Raw genomic sequence first — 12,828 nt, 5'->3', positions numbered from 1 at the left:
ACCATGACCGATAATAAACAAACCCATTGGGCGGCGCAGCCCGAACGCGGCAGCCGCTTGTTTCTCGCTCTGACAACATTGATGGTGCGCTATCTGCCGGCTTTTTTCATGAGGCCGTTCATTTGGTTTGTGGTGCTGTATTTTTATGCAACCGCGCCCAAACCGCGCCGTCATGTTTTACGCTATCAAACCCGTCTTCAGACGGCCTTTCCCCATATCGTCCTGCCGAAACATAGCGTATTCAAACAATTCGTCGCATTTGGCGAAGCGGTTTGCGACCGTTTTGCCGTGTGGCAACGCAAAATCCGTTATGAAGATTTGGTGATTGAAGATCCGGACGACATCTATTCGCAAGTCAAGCGCAACGAACGCGGCCAGATTTTTGCCTGCTCACACTTGGGCAATACTGAAGTTTGCCGTGCGCTGGTGTCGCACCATAAAAATTTCAGGCTCAATGTATTGGTGCACAGCAAACACGCACAGGCATTTAACGAGGCATTGCAAAAAGCCGGCGCAGATCATATCCGTCTGATTCAAGTAACAGATTTGGACACCACCCTGATGATGGAATTAAACCGCCGTATCGAAGACGGCGAATGGATTGCCATCGCGGCCGACCGCGTGCCTGTACGCGGCGAGAAAACCGCCGATATTAATTTCTTAGGCCATACCGCCCCTATGCCGCAAGGTGCATGGCTATTGGCTTCGCTTTTAAAAACGCAGGTAAACACGTTGTTTTGCGTCAAACAAAACGGCCGCTATCATTTGAAACTGCGCCGCTTTACCGATACTTCCAGCTGGAAACGCGGCAACCGCGAGGCTGCCGTCAAAGACGCGATGCAGGGTTTTGCCGACATTTTGGCGCAAGAATGTGCGCAAAATCCGCTACAATGGTTCAATTTTTATGATTTTTGGGGCGAAGACGCCGTCTGAAACCATCACACTTACTCTTTTAAACCATGAAAAAACACATCTACTGCCAACACAGCTTTGAAACCGAAGTTCCTTTTTTTGACGTAGATGCCATGCACATCGTGTGGCACGGCAACTATGTCAAATACCTTGAAACCGCACGTTGTGCTTTTCTGTCTTCCATCAGTTATGACTACAACGAAATGGGACGGCAAGGGTACAGCTGGCCGATTGTGCAGATGAACCTCAAATACATCCGCCCTGCCCGTTTCGGCCAAAAAATCCGCATTGATATGGACATCGTTGAAATCGAAAGCTGCCTGCGTATCGATTACACCATTTACGATGCCGAAACCAACGAAAAACTGACCCGCGCTTCGACTACCCAAGCCGCGGTTTCGCTTTCAGACGGCCTGATGCAGTTTCAAACGCCGGACAGCTGGTTGGAAGCAGTAAAAAGACATCCGACTTTTAAGGCCGTCTGAAAAATTTCGCGATTAAACAACATATTGCCTGTTTATCAGCTTTACCCTTTATAATTTTAAGTTTTCGTTTCAGACGGCCTTTATCCTCAATCCACATACAATTATGCTACTGAACCTCAACCGCTTTGCCTTTCCTGTTTTCTTAAAAGAAACCTGCCTGCTTACTGCCCTCGCCCTGCCTATGCTGTTGGCGCAAGTGGCGCAAGTGGGTATTGGTTTCGTCGATACGGTGATGGCCGGCGGCGCAGGTAAGGAAGATTTGGCCGCGGTGGCTTTGGGCAGCAGCGCGTTTTCTACGATTTACATTACCTTTATGGGCGTGATGGCGGCGTTAAACCCGATGATTGCCCAGCTGTACGGCGCAGGTAAAACCGAAGAAGTCGGCAAAACAGGAATGCAGGGCATTTGGTTTGGCTTGTGTTTGGGCGTATTCGGCATGCTGTTGATGTGGGCGATGATTATGCCTTTCCGTCATTGGCTGACATTGAGCGATTATGTCGAAGATACGATGGCGCAATATATGTTCTTTACCAGCTTGGCAATGCCGGCCGCCATGATACACCGCGCCCTGCATGCTTATGCATCCAGCTTGAACCGCCCACGCGTGATTATGTTGGTCAGCTTTGCGGCGTTTGTGTTGAATGTGCCACTGAACTATGTGTTTGTTTACGGCAAATTCGGTATGCCTGCTTTGGGCGGCGCAGGTTGCGGCGTGGCAACGGCAGCGGTATTTTGGTTCAGCGCATTGGCTTTGTGGCTTTATATTGCCAAAGAAAAATTCTTCCGTCCGTTTGGCTTGACGGCAAAAATCGGCAAACCTGATTTGGCGGCTTTCAAACAGATTTGGAAAATCGGCGCACCCATCGGCTTGTCTTATTTTCTAGAAGCCAGCGCGTTTTCGTTTATCGTCTTTTTAGTGGCGCCATTCGGCGAGGATTATGTTGCTGCGCAACAAGTCGTCATCAGCCTGTCGGGCATTTTGTATATGGTTCCGCAAAGCGTTGGCTCTGCAAGCACGGTACGCGTAGGCTTTTCTCTCGGGAGACGCGAGTTTTTGCGGGCGCGTTATATTTCAGGCGTTTCGCTGGTGTTGGGCTGGGTACTTGCCACCTGCACCGCGCTGCTCTTGGTCATCTTTCGCTTTCAATTAGCCAGTATGTACACCGACGATGCGGCAGTATTAGGCATTGCCGCGACCGTTTTATTTTTCGCCTCCCTATTCCAACTGGCAGACGCCACCCAATGTATCGCTTCATATGCGCTGCGCGGCTATAAAGTGACCAAAATGCCGATGTTCATCCATGCCGCCGCTTTCTGGGGCTGTGGCCTGTTGCCCGGCTACCTGCTTGCCTATCATGTCGATATGGGCATTTACGGCTTCTGGACCGCGCTGACCGTTTCACTGACGATTGCTGCTATCGCATTGGTATGGTGCTTGGAGCTTTGCAGTAAAGAGATGGTCAAATCGCATAAGGCCGTCTGAAAAATACAAGCAGTCTTTCTCCAATGATTACGCTATTTAATCAACGAATTCCTATTTTAAAGTTAAACCCATGCAACCCATCCAATACCAAACCGACCTTACCCCTTACAACACTTTCGGCCTTCGCGCCCAAGCCCAAGCATTTGTCGCACTCAAACATGCCGACGAGTTGCGCGACATCATCCGGCTACCCGAGTTCAACCGAGATACTGTTTTATGGCTCGGCGGCGGCAGCAATATCCTTTTGATGGAGGACTACGCCGGTCTGGTTGTGCATATGGAAAACAAGGGAATTCGTGAAATTGAGCGTTCAGACGGCCTGGTTTATATCGAAGCGCAAGCCGGGGAAATTTGGCATGATTTTGTTTTGCATACGGTTGGACTGGGTTTAAGCGGGCTGGAAAACCTGAGCCTGATTCCGGGTACAGTCGGCGCGTCTCCGGTACAAAATATTGGCGCATACGGCGTTGAAGCGAAAGATGTTATCCATAGCGTACGCTGCTTTGATTTGGATACGGAAACCTTTGTCGAGCTTTCCAATGCCGACTGTGACTTTGCCTATCGTGAAAGCCTGTTCAAACAGGAAGGCAAAGACCGTTATGTGATTGTTTCGGTTGTATTTGCGTTAAAAGAGCATTTTGTGCCGAACTTGGGCTATGGCGATTTGGCGGCAGCGGTTGCCGAACTGAGCCAAGGCCAAGAAGCAACAGCCAAAGATGTTTCCGATGCAGTGTGTGCAATCCGCAACAGTAAACTGCCTAATCCTAACGTGCTTGGTAATGTCGGAAGTTTCTTTAAAAACCCTGTTGTCAGCGCTGAAAAAGCTGCCGATTTGTTGCAGCAATACCCCAATATGCCACGCTATCCGCAGCCTGACGGTTCTGTCAAACTCGCGGCCGGCTGGCTGATTGACCAATGCCGTCTGAAAGGCCATCAGATCGGCGGTGCGGCAGTGCATGACAGACAGGCTTTGGTTTTGGTGAATAAAAACAATGCGTCCGCTCAAGATGTCCACCAGCTGGCTCAATATGTTTGTAATACAGTATTTACTCAATTTCAGGTAGAATTACACGCCGAACCCAATTGGCTGCCCGCTTCGTTCAGCCTATAAATCTAAGGAGTATGCCCGTGACCCGCATTGCAAAAACCAATACTTACACCCGCATCATCGACGCCAGCCTGACGCTTTTCAACGAGGAAGGTGAGCGCAACATCAGTACCAACCATATTGCGGCACATTTGGGCATCAGTCCGGGCAATCTCTATTACCACTTCCGCAACAAAGACGAAATCATCGTCCAACTGTTCAAACGTTACAGCGAAGCCCTGCTTGCCTACCTTAACGAAGCCGTATTGCCGTCTAATGTGGAAGACTCCATCAACTACATGGCCGGTATTTATGATGTCATGTGGGAATACCGCTTCCTTTTCAGCGATGTGAATACCCTGCTTGCCCGCAGTGCCGAATTATTGGGCGAGCACAATACCTTCACCCAAGCCAAAGTCTCCCCGCTCTTGGTCAACCTGCTCACCCAGCTCAACGGTCTGAACATCATCCAAGCCGACCAAACCGCCATGAACGACCTCGCCGTCAATATGTGGATGGTAACGAAATACTGGTTCGACTTCGACAGCTCCCTGCGCGGACGCACCAAGCTGACCGAAGATTCCAAAGTACGGGGCATCAGCCGCACACTCAGCCTGTTGCGCCCTTACCTCCTGCCGGAACACCGTGCCGAATTCGACCAAAAAATCGGCAGCAACCATTAATTTTTCCATACAAAGGCCGTCTGAAAACGTGGCTTTAACTAAGTTAAAGCTATTTTCAGACGGCCTGTTAATTTTCGGATGCTTTATTTATGCACCTTCCCGATATTTCCATTCTCGGCCTAGGCTATCTCGGCCTGCCGCTGGCACAAAAATTTTATGAGCAAGGCAGTCAGGTAGCCGCCGTCAAACGCAACCTGACCTCCGACGACATCAATCTGCCGATTGAGCTCGACATCATCGATTTGAATCAAAACGATCTTTTTCACAGTTCGGCCTTGTGGCAAAACCACATCAACAAGCCGACATGGTTTTGCCTGCTTCCGCCTTCGTCATTAAACCATTACGCCGAGACTCTGAAAAAATGGATTCAGCTTGCCGAGCGATGCAAGGTACAACACATCATCTTTACCGGCAGCACCAGCGTATATGGCAACCAAGCACGCATATGCGATGAAACCACGCCGCCCGATCCGCAAACCGAATCCGCCCGTCAAATCCTCGCGGTTGAGCAAGCCTTGCTGGAAAGCGCCGTCCCCCATATCGACATATTGCGACTGGGCGGACTTTATTCTGCCGACCGTCATCCTGTTACCAAGCTGGTTCAAAAAACACGCATTCAAGGCGGCAACCAACCCGTCAATATTCTTCATAAAGACTTGGCCGTCCAAGTCCTTTTGCAGACGGCCTGCCAAGCAGACGGCAAACGTATCCGCAATATTGTCGAACCTCGCCACCCAAGCCGGACCGAATTTTATACTGCCGAAGCAGCCAAACTCGGCCTGCCGGCTCCTGATTTCATCGTTGATGATGAAAGCAACGGCAAAATTGTAAATACCGTTTGCGCAGACGGGCTAAGCCTGTAAAATTGCGACTCAACCCATTAATCCGTTTCAGACGGCATTTAGAGTAAACCATGTCCGCCCTATTTCCCATCATCAACCACCTGATACAGCAAAATCCGGAGCAACAGCGCGAGCTGTCTGAATTTGCAGGCAGCATCATCTGCATCAGCCTGACCGGTTTCAGACTGACCGGACGCATCAGCGAACAAGGTTTTCTAGAAACCGCAAACGACACCGCCGACACCAACATCACATTCCACAACAGCGCCATCCAAAAAATCCTCCAAGGCGGCCAGCCCGGCGTGGGCGACATCAGCCTTGAAGGCGACTTGGTATTGGGCATGTCCGTCCTTCCTATTTTGGGCGGACTGCGCTATTATCCGAGCGAAGATTTGGCGCGGATATTCGGTCATGTGGCCGCAGAAAGCATCAGCTCGCGCGCCGGCGACATCGGCCGCACCATGAAAAAAATCGGCAAAAGCATTGCCGAGCAAATCAGTGACTTTTCACGCGAACCCGAATCCCCTGTTATCGACCAAGCCACGCTTGCCGCATGGCTGGAAGAAGTGGACAAACTGCGTGACGACGTTGCCCGCCTAAACGAACGCCTCGACCGCCTCGAGCGCGATATCTGGATAGATTAAATACTTAATTTCAGACGGCCTATTACATGAAAAGCCCATTTAAAAACATCGGTATCGTTACGCGTCCCAATACGCCCGAGATTCAAGATACCGTCCACACATTGGTTTCTTTTCTACGCGAAAACGGCTTCACCATCTATCTGGATGAATTGAGCGTAGAAGAACACTGCGTCTATATCCAAGATTCCGCCTACTGCGAAACCGTCAACAAAGCCCAATTGGGCAAATACTGCGACCTCGTCATTGTGCTCGGTGGCGACGGTACCTTCCTCTCCGCCGCCCGCGAAGTCGCCCCCCGCGCCGTCCCCATTATCGGCATCAATCAAGGCCACTTGGGCTTTCTTACCCAAATCTCACGCGACACCATGGTTGAGGGCATCCGCCCCGTACTGGAAGGCAAATATCTGCCCGAAGAGCGCATCCTCATCGAAGCCAGCATCATTCGTGACGGCGAAACCATCGAACGCGCCCTCGCCCTCAACGATACCGTACTGTCTCGTGGCGGCGCAGGCCAAATGATTGAATTTGAAGTATTTATCAATCAAGAATTTGTCTATACCCAACGTTCGGACGGCCTGATTATTTCCACACCGACAGGTTCGACCGCTTACGCACTTGCCGCCGGCGGCCCCATCATGCAAGCTGGTCTGCACGCCTTCACGCTTGTGCCTATCTGTCCGCAATCCATGACCAACCGTCCGATTGCCATCTCCGACACCAGCGTGATCGAAATCCTCATTACCAAAAGCGGCGACGCACGCGCACATTTTGACGGACAATCCCATATCGACGTGCAAAACTTCGACCGCATCATCATCCGCCGCTATCACAACCCCTTGCGCGTCCTCCATCCCACCGATTACCAATACTTCAAAACCCTGCGCCAAAAGCTGCACTGGGGCGAACAATTGATTTAAACACCACTTCAATAAATAGGCTTACCATGAAAACCATTTCCCAAACCTTAATCATCGCACTGTGCGCCCTTTCCTCCCTCTCCGTCTCCGCACACGGCATGCACAAAAGCAAACCCTTGTCCTTTGAAGAATTGCCGAAAATCTGCCAGCAATACTTTACCCGTGCGGATGCGTGTTACCAAAAAGCAGGCGATAAAGCATCGTTCCAACGCGACAACACAAAATACCTGCGCCAAATCCTGCCCGCCGCCGACGTAGGCCAACGTGAACGCATGTGCCAAATTGCCATGGATACATTCGCCGAAAAAACAAAAGGCTTAAATTGCGAATAAAGACCTCTGTCTTAGCTCTAGCAATTTTTAATTTCATAAAAAGGCCGTCTGAAACATTGGATTGTTTCAGACGGCCTGATTACAAGGTTCTTACCTATTAAGAAGAAACCACGAAATCCACTGTATGCGCTTCACTGTAATCAGGAATTTCTAACTTTTCTATCATACGGTGCAACACATCATTCGGCACAGAATATTCGCGGTTACGGTTTTGCGATAGCAATTGCGTGTAAGGCACTTCCAAATAAATGAGATGCACGCGGGCGCCGTAATCGGCAAACATCGGCAGCCATTTGCTGCGCAGGTCGCGGTTAAGATTGGTCGCATTAAAGACAAACGACGTACGGGCACGCAGGTATTCTTTTGCCTGCTCTTTACCCAAACGCACTGCTTCGGCGGTATGTTTGGAATCTGCGGGATCAAGTTTGCGCTCACGGCGAATCTCATCCAACGACAGCATGGGCAGATGGGCAAGATGTTGCCTGATGTAACTGTCTTTGCCGCTACCTGCTATGGCGCACATGGCGTACACATCAAAGGTCCGATCATCAAATGGCTGATAATCCGGCATTTCGCTACGGCCGTTAAGATAGAGATAGCGTCCGTAGTCGCTGGTGAAAGTACGTGCCTTACCCCAACAAGCATTTTCTTCACAGAGTTCACGAAACAAATCAATGCGCAGCAAAATATCCTGTTGGTCGCAACATATACGGCCTAAAACATCGGCTTTAGCAAGCATGGCAAGATGCGCAGTGTTGACCTGCAAACTGGCCGCTATGACGGCTCGCTCAGGATTAGGCTTGTTAATCGCCCATAAGGGCAATCCGTGCAAGCGCACGAGTTTGGCGATTGCTTCTCTTACGGCAAACGGAGCGGCAAGTTCGGTATACAGCAAAGTACGGACGGTATGTTCGCCTTTTTTTGCGTGATGCGGCGAGACAATCCGCTCTTTGCCATTTTCAATTTCACGCTTGGTCGTACTGCGTTTTTCCACATCATGCAGCATGGCGGCAGCAAACAGAATATGCTGCTCCTGTTCATCAAGCGCTTGAAACTCGGGCAGTTGTAAAAGGGCTTCGCACACCATTTTGGTATGCGTAAATACATCGCCTTCGGCATGCCACTCAGGGTCTTGCGGAACGTCCTTCATATCGGCAAACCAACTGAAACGACGTTCTAAGGCTTGCCAATCAGGAAGTTGGCCGGGTATGTAATATGGGAATGTCCACATAATTGTCTTTCTTATTATTGGATAATTGGACTTCAGGCCGTCTGAAACTGCCAGCTTTGCCAATGGTATTTGTCGTAATCGATAAGACGGGCAGGCTTCCAAGTTTTCGTCCAATGGACGTCGGTTTTAACGTGTTTGGCTCGTACCAATTTGAAAAGATTGTCGAATTCATTGGATTGAACAGGCAGGTTGCCGTTGTTGGTGGCAAAATCAGTGGCGTTACGGATAACGAAACCTTCACTGCACGCTGCTCCTGTATTCGGATCGTAGCCGCCAAGCTTACCGGCAGTTTGTACGCTGTCCGTCCACGGCTCTCCCAAATTGGCGGCAAGCCATTGCGCTAAAGCAATATCTTCATTGGCGTATTTTTGAGTGAAATCTGCAAGCGGCTGGACAACGGGGATTTCTGGCACAGTCGGAAAATCAAACAGCTGCGCATAAAATTTAACCTCTTCCCATGAAAGCCAATGTCCGCTACGGCGGACTGCAAACAGGTAAAAATAGCTTTCCAGTTGCGAATAGGCAATCGAATGAATGCCATACATATTCTCGCCAAAAAGTTCAAGGTCGCCTAAATCATCTTTGATTTGCTGCCATCGTTGCAGCAAAGGTTTATCCCACGGATGCTGTGTAGGCGCAGCATGACTACGGGCATAGAGGCCGTGCGCGGCAAAGCAGTTGTTTTGCCCATCTAATTTTTCGGTTAAAACCAATTTCGGCAACGAGGCAAAATATGAAAGAAAGCCGCGCGGCATAAAGCGGTCGTCAGAGGTGGTACCGAGGCTGATGGGCGCGTGCAGGCTGCGGGCGTATTTTGAGGTTCGGTTGTCGTCATAATATTTTTTCCTTTTTATTTATTTTTTAATTTTCTTTTCAAGTGTTCCCAGCTACTTGTTACATTTTCCCCACCATATTTCCTTGTTTGGAAACCAAAAGTTGGTCGATTTTCAAATTTTCGGTATCGATGATTTCAAATTTATAACCGGCATACACCAGAAAATCCGTACGCTTCGGGATTTTGCGCAGGGAATACATCATAAAGCCGGCGATGGTTTCGTAGTTTTCCGAATTAGGAAACTCTTCAATATCCAGTGCGCGCATAACATCGGTAAGCGGCGTGGCGCCATCTACCAACCATGTGTCTTCGGTACGGCGGATGATTTGCGGCTCTTCTTCGGTATTAACCAGCTCGCCCATCACAATGCTCATCACGTCTTTCAGCGTTACTACGCCGACCACGAGTGCGTATTCGTTTACCACTACGGCAAAGTCTTCGCCAGAAGTCTTGAAGCTCTCCAATACATCATAAAGCGACAGTGTGTCTGGGATGAACAAGGCTTTACGCAACACGCGCTTGTCGGTCAGGCGGACGTCTTTTTCTTTTAAAAACAAGGTCAGCAGCGTATGTGATTCGATATAGCCGATAACGCGTTCCAAGTCGCCGTCGCATACGAGGAATTTATTATGCGGTTTGTCGGACATCATTTCCAACACGGTATCGCTGTCGTCGTGTTTATCGAAATAGGCGATATATTCGCGCGTGCTCATGGTGGAAGTAACCGTACGCTCCTGCATATCGAAAATGTTTTCAATCAGATAGTGTTCTTGTTCTTTCAATACACCAGCCTGCGCACCGGCATCAACAACGGCATAAATATCTTCCGAGGTCAGCTGCTCCTGACGGACGGTTGAGATTTTGAAGAGTTTGAATATTGCATTTGCCAATCCGTCAAAAACCCAGACAAGGGGTTTTAAGATAAAAATCAAAAACATCATCGGACGGACAATACGTACCGCCACCGCTTCGGGATGGGTCATTGCCATGCGCTTAGGCATCAGGTCGGCAATTAAAATAAAGCTGCCTGTAACCAGCGAGAAAGTCAGCAAAGAGGCAACTGTGCTGCCCCAACTGCCTGCGTTCTCCAAAAGTTTGCCAAAATACGGACGTATTGCCGCCTCGCCGACGATACCGGCAAGAATGGCGACGGCGTTCAAACCAATTTGGACAACGGTAATAAAACTGCCCGGCTGCTGCTGCATATTGATTACATCAAGCGCGCGCGTATCGCCGCCGTCTTTCGCCATGACCTGCAATTTGATTTTGCGTGCCGAAGCAAGCGCGAGTTCGGAACAGGACACAAACGCGCTAATGACAATCAGCAGGCACAATAATAGTAAGGCTTCAAAAATATTCATAAAAATGTGTGTGTATGGTATCGGTTAACAATATTCAAACAGCAAAGGCCGTCTGAAAAATTCAATTTGATCTTAGATTTGTATTATGTACATTTATTGTTTTAATCATCCAACGCTTCTTCATCCAAGGATTTCAACCATTTCAGCTTTTCGCCAATTTTGATTTCCAGCCCGCGCGGAACGGGTTGGTAGAAATCGGGTTCGTCCAAGCCGTCGGGCATATAGCTTTCGCCAGCGGCGTAGGCATTCAGCTCGTCGTGTGCATAGCGGTATTCACGTCCGTAGCCCAACTCTTTCATCAACTTAGTCGGCGCATTGCGTAGGTGGACGGGCACTTCGTCGCTGGCATTTTCTTTGACGAAACGGCGCATTTGGTTGTATGCCTTATAGCCTGCATTGGATTTGGCAGCGGCGGCAAGGTACAGCACGGCTTGTGCCAGCGCAAGTTCACCTTCGGGCGAGCCTAAGCGCTCATAGGTAGCGGCGGCGTCATTGGCAATCGTTAAGGCACGCGGATCAGCAAGTCCGATGTCTTCCCATGCCATGCGGACAATGCGGCGGGAGAGATAGCGCGGATCGGTGCCACCGTCGAGCATACGGCAGAACCAATACAATGCCGCATTGGGATGCGAACCGCGCACGGATTTGTGCAACGCGGAGATTTGGTTGTAGAAACTCTCGCCACCCTTATCAAAACGGCGGATTTGCGCACCCAAACTATCGGCAAGAAATTCGGCGGTTAAGGTTTTCAGACGACGTGTGTCGGCGGCGCGTAAAAGTTGTTCCAACAGATTCAGCAATCTGCGCGCATCGCCGTCAGCGGTATTGACAAGTAGCTCCTGCGCATCCGCTTCAATCGTAAACTCTTGGTATTCAGGCAACGCCAATACTTTGGCAATCAGCTTTTTCAGGTCGTCTGAAGACAAAGATTGCAAAACATACACCTGCGCCCTGCTGAGCAATGCCGGATTGACTTCAAATGACGGGTTTTCCGTCGTCGCGCCGATAAAGGTCAGCAAACCGCTTTCGACATAAGGCAAGAATGCGTCCTGCTGCGCTTTGTTGAAGCGGTGTACCTCGTCAACAAACAAAATCGTCGCGCGTCCCTGCTGCAAAGCAATTTCTGCCTTGTCGATTGCCTCGCGTATGTCCTTCACGCCGGAAAATACGGCGGAAACAGGCAGAAACTGGGCATTAAAACTCTGCGCCAAAATCCGCGCCAACGTCGTCTTGCCCACGCCCGGCGGCCCCCACAGCAACATAGAATGCGGCTTTCCTCCCTCTACAGCCACGCGCAAAGGTTTACCTTCACCGATTAAGTGCAGCTGCCCGATGACATCGTCTAGGGAATGCGGGCGCAGGCGTTCGGCTAAAGGGGCTTCGGGTTGGCGGGCGAAAAGATCGGACATAGCGGCTTTCGTGCTGGCTGATTGAAAAGAAAACTCGCTAGCATTATACGGCAGTTTCGCAAACTCACATATCGGGCCGCATTACGGTATAATACATGCTATTTTGAGAACTCTTCGGGCGTTTCAGACGGCCTTGCTTACAGGAAACATCATGACTTCAAAAACTCTTTTGGCAGCTGTTACATCAGCTTTCTTATTGGGTGCATGCGCTACCGGCGGCGACTCTTTCGGCGGTTTGGGCAGTGGTACGGGTATCGGCAGCAGCGTAGTAAAAATGGCGGTAGACAGCCAATGCCGTACCGAATTGAACAAACGTAACGAATGGCGCGTCATTGCTTTAGCTATGAGCGCGGAAAAACAAGCCGAATGGGAAAATAAAATCTGCGGCTGCGCCAGCGAAGAAGCGCCAAATCAATTGACTGCAACCGAAATGATGCAAGTATTGAGCCCGGCAACCCGCGAGCAGGCCATTGCTTCCGTTACCGCGAAAACGGTTACCGCCTGCTTCAAACGACTCTACAAATAATCATTCAGACGGCCTTTTTTAATATCGAGGCCGTCTGAATTCGTTTTTACTTTCTATTTGAATTTTAAATACATAGAGAAG

The 12,828-nt window shown here is 49.9% G+C and carries 14 protein-coding genes; 10 read left to right on the top strand and 4 right to left on the bottom strand.

The genetic code is table 11. The features are described 5' to 3' along the window. Nucleotides 1–3: 3 nt before the first annotated feature. The 9 genes from KCG55_RS08645 to KCG55_RS08605 all read left to right on the top strand — a co-directional run bounded on the left by KCG55_RS08645 (nucleotide 4) and on the right by KCG55_RS08605 (nucleotide 7,385). Nucleotides 4–933, top strand: coding sequence for a glycosyl transferase family 2 (locus tag KCG55_RS08645; RefSeq protein ID WP_254322771.1), 930 nt, complete (start codon nucleotides 4–6; stop codon nucleotides 931–933). A 26-nt stretch (nucleotides 934–959) separates the two neighbouring features. Then, nucleotides 960–1,397 carry an acyl-CoA thioesterase gene (locus KCG55_RS08640; RefSeq protein ID WP_254322770.1) on the top strand — a complete coding sequence of 146 codons (438 nt, stop codon included), beginning with the start codon at nucleotides 960–962 and terminating at the stop codon, nucleotides 1,395–1,397. Between the two features lie 103 nt (nucleotides 1,398–1,500). Next, nucleotides 1,501–2,880: an MATE family efflux transporter gene (locus KCG55_RS08635; RefSeq protein ID WP_254322769.1), complete on the top strand. Its 1,380-nt coding sequence runs from the start codon at nucleotides 1,501–1,503 to the stop codon at nucleotides 2,878–2,880. 70 nt (nucleotides 2,881–2,950) lie between these two features. After that, entirely contained in the window at nucleotides 2,951–3,991 is a 1,041-nt protein-coding gene (gene murB / locus KCG55_RS08630; protein ID WP_254322768.1) for a UDP-N-acetylmuramate dehydrogenase, read from the top strand. A gap of 11 nt (nucleotides 3,992–4,002) precedes the next feature. Then, nucleotides 4,003–4,650, top strand: coding sequence for a TetR/AcrR family transcriptional regulator (locus KCG55_RS08625; RefSeq protein ID WP_254322767.1), 648 nt, complete (start codon nucleotides 4,003–4,005; stop codon nucleotides 4,648–4,650). Nucleotides 4,651–4,739: 89 nt separating this feature from the next. Continuing rightward, the gene (locus tag KCG55_RS08620) at nucleotides 4,740–5,513 is read left to right on the top strand and encodes an NAD-dependent epimerase/dehydratase family protein (RefSeq protein WP_254322766.1); all 774 of its coding nucleotides are present in this window, start codon (nucleotides 4,740–4,742) and stop codon (nucleotides 5,511–5,513) included. Between the two features lie 50 nt (nucleotides 5,514–5,563). Then, on the top strand, nucleotides 5,564–6,136 hold the full coding sequence (locus tag KCG55_RS08615) for a ubiquinone biosynthesis accessory factor UbiJ (protein ID WP_036491154.1): 573 nt from the start codon (nucleotides 5,564–5,566) through the stop codon (nucleotides 6,134–6,136). Nucleotides 6,137–6,162: 26 nt separating this feature from the next. After that, on the top strand, nucleotides 6,163–7,053 hold the full coding sequence (locus KCG55_RS08610; RefSeq protein WP_036491160.1) for an NAD(+) kinase: 891 nt from the start codon (nucleotides 6,163–6,165) through the stop codon (nucleotides 7,051–7,053). Between the two features lie 26 nt (nucleotides 7,054–7,079). Next, nucleotides 7,080–7,385 (top strand): hypothetical protein, encoded by a 306-nt coding sequence (locus KCG55_RS08605; protein ID WP_003746349.1) that lies wholly within the window; start codon nucleotides 7,080–7,082, stop codon nucleotides 7,383–7,385. A gap of 97 nt (nucleotides 7,386–7,482) precedes the next feature. Here the strand turns inward: KCG55_RS08605 and KCG55_RS08600 are convergent, their stop codons facing one another. The 4 genes from KCG55_RS08600 to KCG55_RS08585 all read right to left on the bottom strand — a co-directional run bounded on the left by KCG55_RS08600 (nucleotide 7,483) and on the right by KCG55_RS08585 (nucleotide 12,221). Next, nucleotides 7,483–8,616 (bottom strand): AAA family ATPase, encoded by a 1,134-nt coding sequence (locus KCG55_RS08600; protein WP_254322765.1) that lies wholly within the window; start codon nucleotides 8,614–8,616, stop codon nucleotides 7,483–7,485. Nucleotides 8,617–8,648: 32 nt separating this feature from the next. After that, complete coding sequence (locus tag KCG55_RS08595) at nucleotides 8,649–9,371, bottom strand: RNA ligase family protein (protein ID WP_254322764.1); 723 nt, start codon at nucleotides 9,369–9,371, stop codon at nucleotides 8,649–8,651. A 139-nt stretch (nucleotides 9,372–9,510) separates the two neighbouring features. After that, the gene (locus KCG55_RS08590; protein WP_254322763.1) at nucleotides 9,511–10,812 is read right to left on the bottom strand and encodes a hemolysin family protein; all 1,302 of its coding nucleotides are present in this window, start codon (nucleotides 10,810–10,812) and stop codon (nucleotides 9,511–9,513) included. 101 nt (nucleotides 10,813–10,913) lie between these two features. Continuing rightward, nucleotides 10,914–12,221 carry a replication-associated recombination protein A gene (locus KCG55_RS08585; RefSeq protein ID WP_254322762.1) on the bottom strand — a complete coding sequence of 436 codons (1,308 nt, stop codon included), beginning with the start codon at nucleotides 12,219–12,221 and terminating at the stop codon, nucleotides 10,914–10,916. A gap of 151 nt (nucleotides 12,222–12,372) precedes the next feature. Here KCG55_RS08585 and KCG55_RS08580 point away from each other — a divergent pair, with 151 nt between their 5' ends. Next, the gene (locus tag KCG55_RS08580) at nucleotides 12,373–12,747 is read left to right on the top strand and encodes a hypothetical protein (protein ID WP_254322761.1); all 375 of its coding nucleotides are present in this window, start codon (nucleotides 12,373–12,375) and stop codon (nucleotides 12,745–12,747) included. The last annotated feature ends 81 nt before the right edge of the window (nucleotides 12,748–12,828 follow it).

The sequence above is a fragment of the Neisseria subflava genome (assembly GCF_024205745.1).
Classification (GTDB): Bacteria; Pseudomonadota; Gammaproteobacteria; order Burkholderiales; family Neisseriaceae; genus Neisseria; species Neisseria flavescens_B.
This window is presented reverse-complemented; position numbering and strand designations above follow the sequence as displayed.